The 16,652-nt window shown below is 48.3% G+C and carries 16 protein-coding genes; 12 read left to right on the top strand and 4 right to left on the bottom strand.

Annotated features, from left to right (window positions below; translation table 11 throughout):
- Together hpnD and hpnC are read right to left on the bottom strand one after the other, a co-directional pair.
- Positions 1-635, bottom strand: a 635-nt coding sequence (hpnD, locus tag Q1V74_RS07840; protein WP_300647876.1) for a presqualene diphosphate synthase HpnD, incomplete at its 3' end; no start/stop codon positions are given.
- A gap of 12 nt (positions 636-647) precedes the next feature.
- A complete protein-coding gene (gene hpnC / locus Q1V74_RS07835; RefSeq protein WP_300647874.1) occupies positions 648-1,505 on the bottom strand; it encodes a squalene synthase HpnC in 858 nt (285 codons plus the stop codon).
- 95 nt (positions 1,506-1,600) lie between these two features.
- Between hpnC and alr the strand changes: the two genes are divergently transcribed.
- The 11 genes from alr (at position 1,601) to phoU (ending at position 11,473) form a co-directional block, all read left to right on the top strand.
- Positions 1,601-2,734 carry an alanine racemase gene (gene alr / locus Q1V74_RS07830; protein WP_300647871.1) on the top strand — a complete coding sequence of 378 codons (1,134 nt, stop codon included), beginning with the start codon at positions 1,601-1,603 and terminating at the stop codon, positions 2,732-2,734.
- A gap of 11 nt (positions 2,735-2,745) precedes the next feature.
- Positions 2,746-3,462 carry an SDR family oxidoreductase gene (locus tag Q1V74_RS07825; protein ID WP_260648993.1) on the top strand — a complete coding sequence of 239 codons (717 nt, stop codon included), beginning with the start codon at positions 2,746-2,748 and terminating at the stop codon, positions 3,460-3,462.
- A gap of 5 nt (positions 3,463-3,467) precedes the next feature.
- Positions 3,468-4,856, top strand: a complete 1,389-nt coding sequence (gene radA / locus Q1V74_RS07820) for a DNA repair protein RadA (protein WP_300647869.1) — start codon at positions 3,468-3,470, stop codon at positions 4,854-4,856.
- 31 nt (positions 4,857-4,887) lie between these two features.
- The gene (locus Q1V74_RS07815) at positions 4,888-5,583 is read left to right on the top strand and encodes a 3-deoxy-D-manno-octulosonic acid kinase (RefSeq protein ID WP_300647867.1); all 696 of its coding nucleotides are present in this window, start codon (positions 4,888-4,890) and stop codon (positions 5,581-5,583) included.
- Positions 5,584-5,657: 74 nt separating this feature from the next.
- A complete protein-coding gene (locus Q1V74_RS07810; protein WP_260648990.1) occupies positions 5,658-6,758 on the top strand; it encodes a polyamine ABC transporter substrate-binding protein in 1,101 nt (366 codons plus the stop codon).
- Between the two features lie 31 nt (positions 6,759-6,789).
- Positions 6,790-7,920 carry an ABC transporter ATP-binding protein gene (locus Q1V74_RS07805; protein WP_300647865.1) on the top strand — a complete coding sequence of 377 codons (1,131 nt, stop codon included), beginning with the start codon at positions 6,790-6,792 and terminating at the stop codon, positions 7,918-7,920.
- Complete coding sequence (locus Q1V74_RS07800) at positions 7,917-8,828, top strand: ABC transporter permease subunit (RefSeq protein WP_300647862.1); 912 nt, start codon at positions 7,917-7,919, stop codon at positions 8,826-8,828. The genes Q1V74_RS07805 and Q1V74_RS07800 overlap by 4 nt, the downstream gene beginning before the upstream one ends.
- Before the next feature lie 4 nt (positions 8,829-8,832).
- Complete coding sequence (locus Q1V74_RS07795) at positions 8,833-9,630, top strand: ABC transporter permease subunit (RefSeq protein ID WP_260648987.1); 798 nt, start codon at positions 8,833-8,835, stop codon at positions 9,628-9,630.
- Between the two features lie 31 nt (positions 9,631-9,661).
- The gene (locus tag Q1V74_RS07790; protein ID WP_260648986.1) at positions 9,662-10,009 is read left to right on the top strand and encodes a Spx/MgsR family RNA polymerase-binding regulatory protein; all 348 of its coding nucleotides are present in this window, start codon (positions 9,662-9,664) and stop codon (positions 10,007-10,009) included.
- A gap of 9 nt (positions 10,010-10,018) precedes the next feature.
- Positions 10,019-10,690, top strand: coding sequence for a ribose-5-phosphate isomerase RpiA (gene rpiA / locus Q1V74_RS07785; RefSeq protein WP_300647859.1), 672 nt, complete (start codon positions 10,019-10,021; stop codon positions 10,688-10,690).
- Positions 10,691-10,753: 63 nt separating this feature from the next.
- Positions 10,754-11,473 (top strand): phosphate signaling complex protein PhoU, encoded by a 720-nt coding sequence (gene phoU, locus Q1V74_RS07780; protein WP_260648984.1) that lies wholly within the window; start codon positions 10,754-10,756, stop codon positions 11,471-11,473.
- Between the two features lie 41 nt (positions 11,474-11,514).
- Here phoU and Q1V74_RS07775 read toward each other — a convergent pair whose 3' ends face one another.
- Both Q1V74_RS07775 and argA read right to left on the bottom strand, forming a co-directional pair.
- Positions 11,515-11,787 (bottom strand): oxidative damage protection protein, encoded by a 273-nt coding sequence (locus Q1V74_RS07775; protein ID WP_300647855.1) that lies wholly within the window; start codon positions 11,785-11,787, stop codon positions 11,515-11,517.
- Between the two features lie 89 nt (positions 11,788-11,876).
- Complete coding sequence (argA, locus tag Q1V74_RS07770) at positions 11,877-13,238, bottom strand: amino-acid N-acetyltransferase (RefSeq protein WP_300647853.1); 1,362 nt, start codon at positions 13,236-13,238, stop codon at positions 11,877-11,879.
- A 76-nt stretch (positions 13,239-13,314) separates the two neighbouring features.
- On the opposite strand from argA, the gene hrpA reads away from it, so the two are divergent.
- On the top strand, positions 13,315-16,652 hold a 3,338-nt coding region (hrpA, locus tag Q1V74_RS07765; RefSeq protein ID WP_300647851.1), incomplete at its 3' end, for an ATP-dependent RNA helicase HrpA.

Genomic DNA, 16,652 nt, shown 5'->3' with positions numbered 1-16,652 from the left:
CGTTCTGTTTGGTAACGCATTAAAGCCTCAAAGCGATCACTATGTTGTGCATCGAGAATCTCTACGGGGCGTACCTGAAAACGATCTAGGTCATCCATAGGTAAATAAATGCGGCCACGGCGCGCATCATCCCCTACATCGCGAATAATATTGGTTAACTGAAAAGCAAGCCCGAGCTTAACGGCATAGTCACTGGTTTGTGTGGTGGTTTGCCCAAAGATTTTTGCAGATAACAGTCCTACGACGCTGGCGACATGCCAACAATAGTTTTTTAGCTCATCCCAGTTTTGATAGCGGACCTCATCCAAATCCATTTCCATACCATCGATGACCGCGAGCAGCTCTGTCATTTTCAGGTCATAAGTGTGAATATGTGGTGCGAGGGCCTGCATCACAGGGTGCGTTGCCTCTTTTGGGTTGTTGTAGAGTGCATTAACTTGCGCTCGCCACCAAATAAGCTTCATGCGGGCGACGGAAGGCTCAAGGGTTTCATCAACCACATCATCGACCTCACGACAAAAAGCATACAAGGCCGTAATTGCTTTACGGCGCTCTGGAGGCAGAAATAAAAACGCATAATAAAAACTGGAGCCGCTTTGGGCCGCCTTGTTTTGGCAGTATTCGTCTGGACTCATAATGAGAAAAAATTAAAAGCGTGTGAATAAAAGACGGCCACCTAAGCGTAACCAATCTGCCTTGCCAAGCTTAGGGCGGGCAGTGAATACATCATATTGCACTTGGTCTAAACGCTCTAGGATCCGTAGCCCCCCTAAGATGATCATTTTTAATTCTAAGCCTATCCGTCCAGGCAGGCGCTGAACCAAGGGCTTACCTTGCTCAAGCAGGCTACGCGCGTAGCGCACCTGCTCTTGCATGAGCTGTTGCCATTGTAGGTCTTGTTGGGAGGTTGTGGGCTGTTGCTGGCAACGTCGTTGAATATAGCTTTCATCGAGCTGATGTGCATTGAGCGCATCGAGCGGCAAATAAACGCGATCTTTTTCCCAATCGATGGCAACATCTTGCCAGAAGTTGGTTAATTGTAAGCCAGTACAGATGGCGTCCGACATACGTAAACTATCAGGGCGTAGCTCTTGATACAGGTGCAGTAGAATACGCCCCACTGGATCGGCGGAATGCCGACAGTATTGGTGGATTTGTTCATAGCTTTGGTAGCGTTTGACTGTAATGTCTTGCTCGAAAGCTGTGAGTAAGTCAGCAAACAGATAAACAGGTAGTTGGTATTGCTCGATAACCGTCGCTAGAGGTGTAAAAATTTTATAGCGTGGATCAGAGGGGGGTAAATGTAAGCTGCCCTGCTCGATCTGGCTAAGCGCTTCACGGTATGCCGCTAGTTGCTGTAAACGCCAGCTATCACTGTGATCGCCTTCGTCGGCAATATCATCAGCGCTCCGAGAGAACCAATAAATATGGGTAATAGGTTGCCGAAGGTGCTTGGGCAGCAGCCACGAGGCAACGGGGAAATTTTCATAATGATCGACAGACATAAGTGGGAGTATAAATCACCATTGCGTTAAGATCTTATTATGCGGTTAAATGAACCGCATTCGAGTTCAGTATTTTGAAATTTTTAGGTAGTCTCATGCCTCGTCCTATTGCTGTCCAAATCTCTATTGCCGCAATGCGCCATAATTTAGCGCATATTCGTTCTACTTTGCACCATCAAGTAGCACCGCTAGGGCGACCGGCCCCGTTTATATGGGCGGTAATTAAGGCTAATGCATATGGTCATGGCATTGATCAGGCAGTTAAAGGTTTTGCACAAGCCGATGGGTTGGCACTGTTAGACATCAACGAAGCCATACGCTGCCGCGAGCTAGGTTGGACCAAGCCGATTATGCTGCTAGAGGGTTTTTTTTCGATAGAAGACCTTGCCGTACTCGATGAGTATACGCTGACAACAGTAATTCACCACTGGGAACAGATCACATGGTTAAAGCAAGCTCCTCGTTTGCGGCGTCCTGTAGCGGTAATGGCAAAGCTCAACACAGGCATGAATCGTTTGGGTTTTGCACCTGAGCAGTTCGAGCGGGCGTATCAGGCTTTGCTTGAGCTACAACAAGAAGGGGTTATTTCCTCGTTAGGGAAAATGACCCATTTTGCTCGCGCTGATGATGATCCGAGTATTACTTATCAACAATTACTGTGTTTTAATACAGTAACAGGCGCATTACCAGGTGCTATAAGTGTGTGTAACTCGGCCGGAACATTAACCGCTTCGTTGCAGCAACACTTACCGGATCATACCGAACAATGGGTACGACCAGGGGTTTGTTTATATGGCGCGTCACCGTTTGCAGCGGTTTCAGCCCACGAGCTTGGCTTGCAACCTGCGCAAACCCTGATGGCTGAAATTATCAGTGTGCGCGATATTGCTGCCCATCAAGGGGTAGGGTATGGACATCATTTCATTAGTCCTAAGCCGATGCGTCTAGGAGTGGTCGCGTGTGGTTATGCCGATGGCTATCCTCGTCATGCGCCCAGTGGCACCCCTATTATGGTAGATGGGCAGTTAACGCGCTTAGTGGGGCGCGTTTCTATGGATATGCTAATGGTGGATTTAACTGATATCACATCGGCACAGGTAGGCTCTCAGGTAGTGTTATGGGGGCAAAATGGTCCATCCGTGGACGAGGTCGCCCAAGCGGCCGGCACGATTGGCTATGAGCTACTGTGTGCTGTAGCAGCGCGAGTTCCGCGCCAAATCATAGAGTAATAGGACAAAAGATGAAAAATAAATGTGTACTAGTGACCGGTGCCACCAAAGGAATCGGTTGGGCGATTAGTCAGCATTTGGCTGATTTGGGAGCGCATGTTGTGGGGTTGGCTCGCCACACGCAGGATATTGATTTTCCGGGCTATTTATACGCTTGTGATTTGTCTAACGCTGGCGAAAGCGAAGAGGTCTTGCGGATGCTTCGGGAAAAATACCCTGTGGATGCGGTAGTCAACAATGTAGGCTCGGTGATGCCTCAACCTATTGGCGAGGTAGACTTAGAAACCCTTTATCAGGTCTTTGACTTAAATGTACGTGCGGCAGTGCAAGTTGCCCAAACCTTTATTCCCTCTATGAAAGCCCGTCAAGAGGGTCGTATCATTAATATTGCGAGCCGCGCCGCGCATGGGGCATATGACCGTACCAGCTATGCGGCAGCTAAAAGCGCTTTACTAGGCTGTACGAATACGTGGGCCCTAGAGCTTGCTCCCTATGGGATTACGGTCAATGCGATTTCGCCTGGGCCTACAGAAACCGCTTTGTTTAGACAAAACTGTCCCGAGGGCAGCGAAAGAGAGCAGCGTTTGCTAAACAGCATTCCTATGCGCCGTTTGGCACAGGCTGATGAGATTGCGGCCGCGGTGGCTTTTTTTCTTAGTGATGCGGCGGCTTATATTACCGGTCAGGAGCTGTTGATTGATGGTGGCAGCAGTCTTATTGGGCGTTAGTGGGTATGGCAACTCGTAAAACTGCAAGCAAAAAAGCGAAAACGGCTTTTGTCTGTACCGAGTGCGGGGCAGAGAGTCCACGTTGGGAGGGGCGCTGTTCACAATGTCAGCAATGGAATACTTTGCAAGAAATTGTCTTAGAGCCAGTTAAAGCGACAGGAGCAGTGAACCGGTATGAGTCGCTTGCTGGAGCTTCTCCAGTACAGAGCCTATCAGATGTACAAGCTCGCGAGCTACCTCGTCAGCCTACTGGGCTTAGTGAGCTTGACCGGGCCCTCGGAGGCGGGTTGGTTGATGGGGGGGTGATTTTAATCGGCGGGGACCCCGGGGTGGGTAAATCGACCCTGCTGTTACAAGCTATGTCGGCATTAGCTACGGTGGTTCCTGTGCTTTATGTTACGGGCGAGGAGTCCGCCGAACAGGTGGCATTGCGAGCACGACGCTTAGAACTCCCTACACAGGGGGTAGAGTTATTAGCGGAAATCCAGCTTGAGCATATTACCCAAACCCTTTTAGAGCGCCAACCTAAAGTAGCGGTGATTGACTCCATCCAAACCCTATATTCCTCACAGCTAAGTGCGGCGCCTGGCTCCGTATCACAGGTGCGTGAGTGTGCGGCGCAGCTGACGCGGTTGGCTAAGCAACATGGCATTGCAATGGTGTTGATTGGTCACGTCACTAAAGACGGTTCCTTAGCGGGGCCGCGGGTGTTGGAGCATATTGTGGATACGGTGTTGTACTTCGAGGGGGATTCGCAGTCTTCTTACCGTTTAATCCGAGCATTTAAAAACCGTTTTGGTGCGGTAAATGAGCTGGGTGTGTTTGCTATGACTGATCGCGGTTTACGTGGGGTTTCCAACCCGTCCGCGTTATTCTTGTCTCGTCATCAGCAGCAGGTCCCGGGTTCATGTGTGATGGCCACCCAAGAGGGGACGCGTCCGTTGCTGGTGGAAATCCAAGCTCTAGTCGATACAGCGCATGTACCGAACCCAAGACGGTTGTCGGTGGGCTTAGATGGTGCACGCCTATCTATGCTCTTAGCGGTGATGAACCGACATGCTGGCATCGTAACCTACGACCAAGATGTGTTTGTGAATGCAGTGGGTGGGGTGCGTATTACCGAGCCTGCCTCGGATTTGGCCGTGCTTTTAGCTATTATGTCATCCCTTAATAATCGGCCTTTGCCTAAAGGGTTAGTGGTTTTTGGGGAGGTCGGTCTAGCTGGTGAAATTCGGCCTGCACCACGAGGGCAGGAGCGTTTACGAGAGGCTGCCAAGCTCGGGTTCTCCATTGCCTTGATTCCTAAAGCGAATGCCCCTAAACAGCCTATCGAGGGGTTGGAAATTTGGGCGGTAGACCGCATTGAGGATGCAGTGGCTTATTTACGGGCTTAACAATTTTTCGTTAACGGGGTAGGCTATCTAGATGATTCAAACACCGATACGAACCGTTGATGCAGATGGGATTCGTTATAATCCTGATCTTATTGCCCCGCGGCTGGCATTATTTGATCCGGCTACTCCAGAGCTAAACGCCCAGCCTGTTACCCAAGGGGGGCGCAATGCGGCGTGGTTTATTCAGTGTGATGGGCAGTCGGCGGTGTTACGCCATTATCGGCGCGGCGGTTTAATTGCTAAACTCGTTAAGAAAACGTATTGGTGGTTGGGGGCAGAGCGCACGCGCTCATGGGCCGAGTATGCAGTAATGTTGCATTTATACAACAGCTGTGTGCCGGTCCCCCTGCCTTTGGCGGCTTGTTGGCAACGACGGGTTTTGGGCTATCAAGCAGCAATTATCACGCAGCGCATCGAAAAGGCTCAGCCCATAGCACAATACATAGAAAAAATACCGCCTGAATCCGTTGCAATCGTAGTCAAACAAATGCATGATGCCGGTGTGTGGCATGCGGATTTAAACGTATTTAATCTTTTAATCGATGCTCAGCAACAGATCTATGTGATCGATTTTGATCGGGCTCGTCGTTTTGATGTTGTGGATAGCAAACACCGCCAAAATAACTTGTTGCGTCTACGCCGTTCCTTGATTAAAGTGCGGGGCGAAATAGGGCAACAATGGTATGAGCAATTTCGTCGCGCTTATCTGCAACTTGCCAAAGCCTAGTCCCATTTTTTGCGCGATTTTATAGCGCACTCGCCTTTTGGTTTTCCATGTTTTATTTAAAGGGGTTCAAGACAATGAACTTCGGCTTAGCCAAACAATTTTTTGTGGGGGCAGCTTTGGTCGCTGCTTTTTCTGCAACACAGGCGCAGGACAACGTTGTTAACGTTTATAACTGGGCGGAATACACAGCGCCTGACACGCTGTCAGGCTTTGAAAAGGCGACTGGTATCAAAGTGCGTTACGACACCTTTGATAGCAATGACACCTTGCAAGCAAAGCTATTGACCGGTAAATCTGGTTATGACGTGGTGGTACCATCGACGCATTATGCGGCGCGCCAAATCGAAGGTGGCTTATTCCAAAAGCTAGATAAGTCTAAAATCCCAAACTGGGAGCATTTAGACCCGGATATTATGGCGGTTTTGGCTGATGTGGACCCAGGCAATGAGTATTTGATTCCATGGGGTTATGGAACAAATGGGTTGGGTTATAACGTCACCCAAGTGAAAAAAATCATGGGCGAGGACGTTAAACTCGGCGACTGGGATATGCTTTTTAAGCCTGAAAACGCCGAAAAGCTAAAAGCGTGTGGTATTTCCATGCTGGATGAAGCCGCTCAGGTGTTTCCTGCGGTTTTGCACTACTTAGGCAAGGATCCAAACAGCTCCGACCCCGAGGACTATAAAGAAGCCTTAGCCTTGCTCAAAACTATCCGCCCTTATATTCGTCAGTTTAGCTCTTCTGGTTATATCGATGAGTTAGCGGCAGGGGATTTGTGTATGGTCTATGGATTTTCGGGGGATGTCATGATCTCCGCGTACCGTGCGCGTCAAGCCAATAAAGACTACAAGGTGGATTACTATATTCCCGAAGGGGGCGCACCGGTTTGGTTTGATACCATGGCGATTCCTAAAGGGGCAGCACATGTTGATGCGGCACATGCTTTTATCAATTACATTGAAACCCCAGAGGTGCATGCGGCGATCACCAATACCATGTTCTTTCCTAATGCCAACAAAACAGCGAGAGAGCACGTCATCCCCGAGGTTGCGAACAACCCAATGATTTATCCGCCTGCCGATGTGGCAAAAACATTATTTGTGATTAAGCCTCAGCCATTGAATATTCAGCGTTTACAGACGCGTATGTGGTCTGAACTCAAATCCGGTCGTTAACGTTTCTTTATTTAAAGTAAAGGACACTTTGATGTTAGATAATCGCTCTGCGACCCCTTCGTGGGCTGGCGTGGAAGATGAGTTCGTCCGCGTAGAAAATTTAGTAAAAATTTTTGGGGATACCGTAGCGGTTAAATCCGTTAATTTGTCGGTACGTCGCCACGAGTTTTTTGCGCTGCTTGGCAGCTCTGGTTGTGGTAAATCCACGTTATTACGCATGTTAGCTGGATTTGAAGAGGCAACGTCAGGGCGTATTTACCTCGATAATGAAGACATCACGGATTTGCCGCCTTATAAGCGGCCAGTCAATATGATGTTTCAGTCCTATGCTTTGTTTCCTCATATGACGGTCGAAGCCAATGTGGCGTTTGGCCTAAAACAAGAGGGTGTTCCCGCTCATGAAATTCATGAGCGGGTGTTTGAGGCGTTGGATTTGGTACAAATGGCGGGCTTTGCCCGTCGTAAGCCGCACCAATTGTCTGGTGGGCAGCAGCAACGCGTAGCACTGGCGCGTAGTCTGGTTAAGCGCCCTAAGCTGCTATTGCTTGATGAGCCAATGTCTGCGCTTGATAAGCAAATTCGCCAAAAAACACAAGTGGAGCTTGTGAAAATTTTAGAGCAGGTTGGGGTGACTTGCATTATGGTTACGCATGATCAAGAAGAAGCGATGACCATGGCTGATCGCATTGCGGTTATGACAGCTGGACAGATTGAGCAATGTGGTACGCCTTACGATGTGTATGCCTTTCCTAACTCACGTTTTGTTGCCAGCTTTATTGGCTCAGCCAATCTGTTTACAGGGGAAATCGTGGTGGATGAATCGGATCATGTGGAAATCCACAGTGAAGATTTACCCAGCCATTTGCGGGTTGACCATGGTGTTAGCGAGCCTTTAGGGATGGAGGTGCATGTATCTATTCGTCCTGAGCATGTTCAGGTGTCACACAATAAGCCCGCTCAGGAAACAAACTGGGGGCGGGGGGAAGTCACGCACGTGGCATGGATGGGCAGCTATGTACGCTACCAGATCCGTTTAGATAGTGACGCACTGATTGAGGCCCATATGCCTAGCTCGGTGTTAACTCAGGCTGATGCTCCAGAGGTAGAGGACGAGGTCTATGTCTGGTGGTCAGAAGATAGCGCAGTGGTGTTGGCCTCATGAAAAAACTGACTTTTTCTTCATTGAAACCGTCGGGGCGCAGTTTAATCATTGCTGCCCCGTTTGCTTGGTTGCTGCTGTTTTTGCTTGTGCCGTTTTTGTTGGTTTTTAAAATCAGCTTTGCGGATTTGCAGTTTGGTGTCCCTCCTTATACCCCCTTAGTCGAGTTCAAAGAAGAGACCTTAAACCTTATTCTGCATTTACGTGGTTATATTTTATTATTTAGTGATAATTTATATCTAGCCACGTATTTAAGCTCGGTCAAAATGGCGGCGATCACCACGCTTTTATGTGTGCTGATCGGCTATCCCATGGCTTATTACATTGCGCGCTCACATCCCAGTACGCGTAATTATTTGCTATTGGCCGTGATTTTGCCTTTTTGGACGTCATTGCTTTTACGTGTGTATGCGTGGGTGGGCATTTTGCGTAATGATGGGATTCTAAACTCACTTTTGATGTGGTTAGGGGTAGTTGATGCTCCATTAGAAATTTATCGTACGGATTGGGCGGTATATATTGGTCTTGTTTATGCTTACTTGCCTTTTTTTATCTTGCCGCTTTATGCCAGCTTAGTGAAATTGGACACCCGCTTACTCGAGGCAGCGTATGATTTAGGTGCGCGTCCTTTCACGGCTTTTCGTCAAATCACTTTGCCTTTATCCATGCCCGGCGTGATATCTGGGGCGATGCTTGTGTTTATTCCCGCCGTGGGTGAATATGTGGTGCCCGAGATGTTAGGCGGAGCCAATACGCTCATGATGGGGCGCGTGATGTGGAATGAGTTTTTTAATAATGCGGACTGGCCAATGGCTGCCGCTGTCACTTGTGTGATGGTACTGATCTTGATTATTCCACTGGTGTTTTTCCAATATAGCCAAGTCAAACACTTGCAAGAGCAAAAGGGATAACAGCATGTTAAAAACAAATCCATATTGGCGTGCATTAAGCTTGTTTATTGGCTTTGGCTTTTTGTATTTACCTATCGTGTTTTTGGTGGTGTTTTCTTTTAACGAGTCCGCCATCATGACCTCATGGTCTGGTTTTTCTTTGCGTTGGTATCAGTCCCTTTTTGCTGATAAAGCACTGCTAAACGCGGCCAAGCTCTCTTTTTTGATTGCGGCATTAACGGCTACTGCCGCGGTGGTGATTGGCACATGGGCGGCCTATGTGTTATCGCGCATGGGAAAATTCAAAGGGTTTACGCTTTATGTCGGTATGCTCAGTGCACCCCTAGTGATTCCCGAGGTCGTTTTAGGCATTTCATTACTTTTGATGTTTGTAGAGATGTCTAAGCTTTTTGGATGGCCGGATGGCAATGGGATTTTTACCATCTGGGTAGGGCATGTTGTGTTATGCGTAGCCTATGTGGCGGTCGTGATTCAGGCCCGTATACGCGATTTTGATCGCTCGCTCGAAGAGGCGGCCTTAGATCTAGGGGCAACGCCATTAAAAGTGTTTTTTAGCATTACGCTGCCTTTGATTATGCCTGCGCTGATGGCTGCCTGGCTGTTAGCTTTCACCTTATCCTTGGATGATGTGGTGATTGCTTCTTTTTTATCGGGGCCTGGTTATACCACATTACCTGTAGAGGTATTCTCGCGGGTACGCTTGGGCTTAAAGCCAGAAATTAACGCCTTAGCCACGCTCTTTATTTTTGGGGTGGGGCTGTGTGTGATTGTGGCTAGTCGTCTTCAAAAAAATCACTCATGACTCAGCCGCCGCAAGGCGGCTGCTTTTTATTATGATTACTCTTTACGGTTTAAAAAATTGCAGTACGTGTAAAAAAGCGATGAAGTGGCTTGATGAGCAGTCGCTGTCATATACGTTTGTGGATTATCGGGACCATCCTATCGAGGGCACACAGTTAAAAAGCTGGGCGCAACAGCTCGGGGGCTGGCCTAAGCTGGTTAATCGGGCTTCGCCGACTTGGCGTCAATTACCCGAAGATAAAAAAACACCAGCGACGGATGAAGATTGGCTACAATTAATTGCTGAATTTCCCACGTTAGTGCGTCGTCCTGTTACGGTAGACTCGCAAATGGTAACCGTTGGCTTTAAGCCAGATTTGTATGCACAGCGTTTTGCCTAAGAAAAAATTATGTATACCCAAGATCAACTAAAACAACAGGTGGCAGCGGCAGCCATTGATTTTATTTTGCCGAAACTCCAGGCCGATACCATTTTAGGTATTGGTACAGGCTCCACTGTCGATCTGCTTATCGATGCCTTGGCAGAGCATAAGGATAAGTTTAAGGCCGCCGCATCAAGCTCAGAACGCTCGACCCAGCGGCTACAGCAACACGGTATTACGGTGCTGGATCTAAATCAGGTTGCTTCCATGGATTGGTACATTGATGGTGCCGATGAGATTGATGCGCAGTTAAATATGACTAAAGGGGGCGGTGGTGCGCTTACACGTGAAAAAATCGTGGCTTCTGTAGCTCAGCATTTCCTGTGCATTGTGGATGAGAGCAAAGTCGTAGCGCAACTTGGAGCCTTTCCTTTGCCCATCGAGGTCATCCCTATGGCGCGTCAGGTGGTAACGCGTCGCCTAGAGCAACTAGGTGGCCAAGTGAAATGGCGCAGCGGTTTTGTGACCGACAATGGCAATGACATTATTGATGTCCATGGCCTCACCATTACCGATCCAGCGCAGCTTGAATCGCAAATTAACGACATCCCCGGTGTGGTATGTTGTGGCTTATTTGCTTTGTCTGGTGCTAGTGTGGCGTTGGTAGCTGGACAACAAGGCGTAACAACTATGTCATAATGTCGTAGTACAGTTATCACTGGTCCCTTTCAACTCGTCGCTTTTGCGTCTATGTAGGTTTTTATGATCGAACATACCAATAAACAGTTTCATTCCGACCTTGAAACCACACGCTCGTTGTTTTTACAAATGGGTGGGGTGGTGGAATCCATGGTAGACCAAGCCATGGAAGCTTTATTTAGTGGTGATTTAGCCTTAGTGGATCTCGTGCGTGAGCGCGAAAAAGAAGTCAATAGCCTCGAAGTTGAAATCGACGAGCGTATTACAAACATTATTGCTCGTAATCAGCCTACAGCAATTGATTTACGCATGTTGTTATCCATTTCTAAAATGCTGACGGATTTGGAGCGTTGCGGTGACGAGGCTGAACGCATTGCAAAAATGGCGCGTCGTCTTTACGAGGCCGATAGCGGCTATGAGCCAGTGGTTGAACTACGTCATATGAGCACATCAGTGGTGAGCATGATTCACCAGTCTTTGGATGCTTTTGCTCGCCAAGACATGGTGCTGGCAGCTGATGTTGTCCGTAAAGACAAAGACGTGGATAAAGAGTGGAAAGGGTCGTTGCGTCATATCATTACGTATATGATCGAGGACCCACGTACGATTTCTCGCTCTATTGATTTGATTTTTATCGCACGTGCCTTAGAACGCATGGGTGACCATGCAAAAAATATGGCAGAGCGTGTGATCTATATGGTGCGTGGTGATGATGTTCGTCATACCGGTATGAAAAATACCGTGCGTACCGCGCTGGGTAAAGACATTGATTTTGATGACTAGGCCACAGCCTTTATTTTAAAAGCCCGCCATGCGGGCTTTTTTTATGCGCTAGGGGGGACGTAGCCTTGTGCTTCAATATCCTGATCATCAAATAAATAGCGCTGCATTTGCTCCGTAAGATATTTACGGGCGCGAGAATCTGCCAAATTTAAGCGATTCTCATTCACAATACGGGTTTGAATTTGAATCCAGTTCGCCCACGCTTCCTTAGAGATGGATTGCCAAATTTTGACACCCAGCTCCCCAGGGTAAGGGGGGAACTCTAGGCCTTCGGCTTCTTTTTTTAGTTTCACACATTGAACCATTCGAGTCATATCACACCTTTAAAATCATGGATTAGGCGCCATTGTAATCGCGGCAGGGCAGATACGATAGCATGCCGCGTAATTTATAGGCTTATGGCTTATTTGAGTTTTTTAATAAAGACTAAACTATTGCGTGAGCGGTTATATTGTGCTTGCTTTTCTTTAGGTAAGTGATCCACCGTACCTTGTACAAATCCCCGTTTAATAAACCAATGAGAGGTACGTGTGGTCAAGACAAAAAGGTAAGACGCGCCTAAGGTTCTGGCACGGCTTTCAGCATGGCGTAGTAGCAGTTCGCCTTCGCCCTCGCCTTGCCAGTCAGAGTGAACGATCAAGCAGGCCATTTCCACCATGCCTTCGCTTAAATAAGGCGTAATCGAAACACAACCGTAAATAATGCCATCGTGCTCAAGCACGGTAAAGCGCTCCACATCACGTTCTACAACGGCACGCCCCCGGGGGACTAGTGTGCCGTCTGCTTCGAGGGGCTCAATAAGCTGCAAGATGGCTCCCACATCATCTAAGGTCGCGGGGCGTAAATCATCGAGCTTATCCTCGACCACCATCGTGCCGACCCCATCATGGGTAAAAATCTCCATGAGAATGCTTCCGTCTAGGGTGTATGGCACAAGATGAGCCCGTGGCACACCGCGTTTTACGGCCAGCGAAGCGGACTCTAAAAAAACGGCACTATCTTCGTCCAAGCGTCCGGCCGCTAGTAGCTTGTCGGCCTCAATACGGGCTAATTCGCCGGCGATTTCTTCGCCTTCATCTTGGGTGGCTACTGCTTTTGGAGTGAGATAAATCAGTTTTTCGGCACGCAAGGCAACAGCGGCACTTAAAGCGAGCTCTTCCATGGCTAAATTAAAGGCCTCGCCGGTAGGGGAGAAACCTAAAGGAGAAAGCAGTACAATGGACTCTTGCTCTAAAGAACGTAAGATTGAATTGGTATCGATTTTACGCACAGCGCCAGCGTGCTTATAGTCAATGCCGTTGATCACGCCCATTGGGCGGGCAGTGACAAAATTGCCCGAAATAACACGGATTTGAGCGTGTGACATTGGGGTGTTGGGCAAACCTTGGCTAAATGCAGCCTCGATGTCCAAACGGATTTCCCCTGCGGCTTCTTTGGCACACTCTAATGCTTCGGCTCCTGTGGGTTCATTTTGACGCCCAAACTTAATATTATGACCTTTAACACGCAACTGCTCATTGACCTGTGGGCGTGACCCATGTACGAGTACGAGCTTAATGCCTAGTGCCGACATCAAGGATAAGTCAGGAATAAGGGTGTTTAAAAACCCATCACGAATCAGTTCGCCCCCAAAGCCGATCACAAAGGTTTTGCCTCTAAAACGATGCACATAAGGGGCAACCTCGCGAAACCAGCGCACAAACTGAGCGGGGGCAAATTCAGTGGCATCAAAGGCTGATAAGGTATCTAGGTTGGATTGGCTCATAGTCATGACATGAAGAGGGTGAACAAAGAGTAAAGCAAAATTATAATGTTGGACCGATTACGACAAAACGAGTTTCATGCAAAAATCTACAGATCAGCACCTATCAAAAAGACCTTTTCCGCAAATTCATTATCCTGAGGATCTCCCCGTTAGTGCTCGCCGCGAAGAAATTGCGGCGGCAATACAAGCCCACCAAGTGGTGATTGTAAGCGGAGAAACGGGTTCAGGAAAAACCACTCAGTTACCAAAAATTTGTTTGGAGTTGGGGCGTGGCCGTAAACGCATGATTGGTCATACGCAACCGCGTCGTATTGCGGCAACATCTGTCGCCAATCGTATTGCAGAGGAGCTAAACACAGAGATCGGTGATTGGGTCGGCTATCAGATTCGTTTCAGTGATAAAACCAGCCCGCACTCGGCAATTAAGCTCATGACCGATGGGATCCTGTTGGCAGAAACCCAGCGCGATCCGCTGTTGCGACGTTACGATACCATTATTATCGACGAAGCCCATGAGCGCAGTCTGAATATCGATTTTTTATTAGGTTTTTTGCGTCAACTATTGACGAAGCGTCGTGATTTAAAAATCATTATTACCTCGGCAACCATTGATGCAAAGCAGTTCGCACAGCATTTTGCTATTGATGGCAAACCTGCACCCATTATAGAGGTTTCAGGGCGCTTATACCCAGTGGAAATTCGTTATCGACCCATTTTAACCGATAAGGTTGATGAGACGGGGGAAAATAAAAACACAGAGGAGCGTGATCTTAACGATGGCATCATTGATGCGGTACAAGAGTGCCAACGCCTGGGAAGCGGTGATATTTTGGTGTTTTTGCCGGGTGAGCGTGAGATTCGCGAAGCGGCAGAAGCTTTGCGTAAGCAAGCGTGGATAGGCACGGAGATCTTGCCGCTGTATGCGCGGTTAAGTCATGCTGATCAAGCTCGCATTTTTAAACCTCAAGGAAACGCTCGGCGCGTGGTACTTGCTACGAATGTGGCGGAAACATCGTTGACTGTACCTGGCATTCGCTATGTGATTGATAGTGGCTTAGCGCGGGTAAAACGTTATTCGTGGCGTAACAAAGTAGAGCAATTACGTATTGAGCCCATCAGTCAGGCTTCCGCTAATCAGCGCGCTGGTCGTTGTGGGCGGGTAGGACCAGGTGTGTGCATACGCTTGTATGATGAGGCGGATTTTAAGCAGCGTGCTCCTTTTACCGACCCGGAAATTTTACGCTCATCGCTTGCTGCTGTGATTTTACGCATGAAGGCGTTACGCTTGCATGATGTGGAGTCCTTTCCTTTTGTGGATCCGCCATCAGGGCGAGCCATTGCCGATGGCTATCAGCTTTTACAAGAGATTGGTGCGTTGGATGAGCAACGACGCTTAACCAAAGTAGGCCGAGAATTAGCGCGTTTACCGCTGGATCCACGCATTGCGCGTATGATTTTAGCGGCACGGGATCAGCAGTGTCTGAGCGAGATGTTAATCATTGCTTCGGCCTTATCTGTGCAGGATCCACGTGAGCGCCCCTTAGAAAACCGCGACGCCGCGGAGCGCGCCCACCAAATGTTTGTGGAAACGCAGTCAGAGTTTTTGTCTTACATCAAAATGTGGCAATGGTATGCGGAGCAAGTAAAAAGTCGGCTCTCGCATCGTAAACTAGCTGTTTTACTGAAAGAGCGCTTTTTGTCTCCCATGCGTTTTAGAGAGTGGCGCGAGGTCCATAAACAATTACACCAGCTGATTCGGGAACAAAATTGGCGCTTTAATGAAACGGCAGCGACGTATGAGCAGATTCATCTTTGTTTATTAACGGGGCTCATCGGTAATATTGGCCACAAGTCTGAAGAAACGAATGTTTATCAGGGCACGCGCGATATTCGTTTTTATATTCATCCTGGCTCGACGCTTGGAAAAAAAGCAGGGCGTTGGGTATTAGCGGCAGAGCTTGTTGATACCACACGCTTGTATGCACGCTGTTTGGCTCGAATTGATCCAGTTTGGGTAGAGCGTGTCGGACATCATCTATTAAAAAAAACGTGGTCCGATGCGCGTTGGGAAAAACGCAGTGGTCGTGTAGTAGCTAATGAAAGAGCCACCTTATATGGGCTCACGATTTATAGTGGTCGGCGTGTTCACTATGGGCGTATTAATCCACAAGAAGCCCGTGAGATTTTTATTCGAGACGGCTTAGTGGCAGGGGAAATACAATCCACCTTACCTTTTTTAAAGCACAATCAGCAACAAATTGAAGCCATAGAAAAGTTAGAACATCAATCCCGCCGACCCGATATTCTTGTGGATGATGCGCTGATTTACGCTTTTTATGACCAACACATTCCTGCCGATGTTTATCAAACCGCTACCTTAGAGCGTTGGTATAAAAAACTACCCAAAGATAAAGCGCAAGCCTTACTGTTGAGTCGCGATCAGCTCATGCAGCACGAGGCCGCAGGGGTGACGACGGATGTGTTTCCACGAAATATTGAGTGGAAAGGGGTAAAACTGAAAGTTGATTATCATTTTGAGCCAGGCTCGGTGCGTGATGGCTTAACCGTTACGGTGCCACTATTTCATTTAAATCAACTGGATCAAGCGCGTGCAGATTGGTTAGTGCCAGGGATGCTTAAAGAAAAAGTGCAACAGCTGTTGCGCTCTTTGCCGCAACGTTTGAGGCGTGCGATGGTGCCTTTGCCTGATTATGCTGAAGGCTTCCATCAGCGTTGGTTTGACTATGCGCAAAAGCCAGTTAAGCCGCTTATTGACGTGTTAATCGATGACGTGTGGGCTCAGAAACGCGTGCGCTTGCAGCCATCCGACTTTAAGCTTGAAACTTTACCTAACCACTTGTTCATGAATTTTAAAGTGATAGATGAACATGGGCGTATGCTATCAGGGGGACGAAACTTAGATAAGCTTAAAGCCGAACATGGTCAGGCGGCGCAGGCCTCATTCCAAGAGGTCGCGGTACAGGATAAGTCCGTAGCCAAAGCCTTAGACCATGATCAAATCACCTCATGGAGCTTTGGAACCCTGCCTGAAATACTTGAAATTCGGCGTCGGGGGCAATCGGTGATCGGTTATCCCGCTTTGGTTGATAAGGGGGATTATTGCGAGCTGGATGTGTTTGATGATCCTGCGGCAGCAAAAAAGCAGCATCAGGCTGGTTTGCGTCGCCTTTTTCAAATCGCATTGCGCGAGGCCGTGAGGTTCCAAGAAAAAAATCTCAAGTCTCTTACGCCCATGGCATTGTTATACATGAGCTTAGGGACGCAGGAGGATTTGCAGCGTCAGATCATCGATGCGGCAATAGATCAGTCTTGTTTAATGGCGCCTTGGCCCACGGATGAGGCTTCATTTTTACAGCGTTTAGAGCAGGCGCGTCCACGCTTTGGCTTAATCAC

This window comes from Paenalcaligenes sp., from assembly GCF_030152715.1.
Lineage (GTDB): Bacteria > Pseudomonadota > Gammaproteobacteria > Burkholderiales > Burkholderiaceae_B > Paenalcaligenes > Paenalcaligenes hermetiae.
This window is presented reverse-complemented; position numbering and strand designations above follow the sequence as displayed.

Bases quoted from the DNA above. Each gene is read 5' to 3' on its own strand.
- hpnC (WP_300647874.1), bottom strand. From the start codon at position 1,505: ATGTCTGTCGATCATTATGAAAATTTCCCCGTTGCCTCGTGGCTGCTG.
- alr (WP_300647871.1), top strand. From the start codon at position 1,601: ATGCCTCGTCCTATTGCTGTCCAAATCTCTATTGCCGCAATGCGCCAT.
- Q1V74_RS07825 (WP_260648993.1), top strand. From the start codon at position 2,746: ATGAAAAATAAATGTGTACTAGTGACCGGTGCCACCAAAGGAATCGGT.
- radA (WP_300647869.1), top strand. From the start codon at position 3,468: ATGGCAACTCGTAAAACTGCAAGCAAAAAAGCGAAAACGGCTTTTGTC.
- Q1V74_RS07815 (WP_300647867.1), top strand. From the start codon at position 4,888: ATGATTCAAACACCGATACGAACCGTTGATGCAGATGGGATTCGTTAT.
- Q1V74_RS07810 (WP_260648990.1), top strand. From the start codon at position 5,658: ATGAACTTCGGCTTAGCCAAACAATTTTTTGTGGGGGCAGCTTTGGTC.
- Q1V74_RS07805 (WP_300647865.1), top strand. From the start codon at position 6,790: ATGTTAGATAATCGCTCTGCGACCCCTTCGTGGGCTGGCGTGGAAGAT.
- Q1V74_RS07800 (WP_300647862.1), top strand. From the start codon at position 7,917: ATGAAAAAACTGACTTTTTCTTCATTGAAACCGTCGGGGCGCAGTTTA.
- Q1V74_RS07795 (WP_260648987.1), top strand. From the start codon at position 8,833: ATGTTAAAAACAAATCCATATTGGCGTGCATTAAGCTTGTTTATTGGC.
- Q1V74_RS07790 (WP_260648986.1), top strand. From the start codon at position 9,662: ATGATTACTCTTTACGGTTTAAAAAATTGCAGTACGTGTAAAAAAGCG.
- rpiA (WP_300647859.1), top strand. From the start codon at position 10,019: ATGTATACCCAAGATCAACTAAAACAACAGGTGGCAGCGGCAGCCATT.
- phoU (WP_260648984.1), top strand. From the start codon at position 10,754: ATGATCGAACATACCAATAAACAGTTTCATTCCGACCTTGAAACCACA.
- Q1V74_RS07775 (WP_300647855.1), bottom strand. From the start codon at position 11,787: ATGACTCGAATGGTTCAATGTGTGAAACTAAAAAAAGAAGCCGAAGGC.
- argA (WP_300647853.1), bottom strand. From the start codon at position 13,238: ATGAGCCAATCCAACCTAGATACCTTATCAGCCTTTGATGCCACTGAA.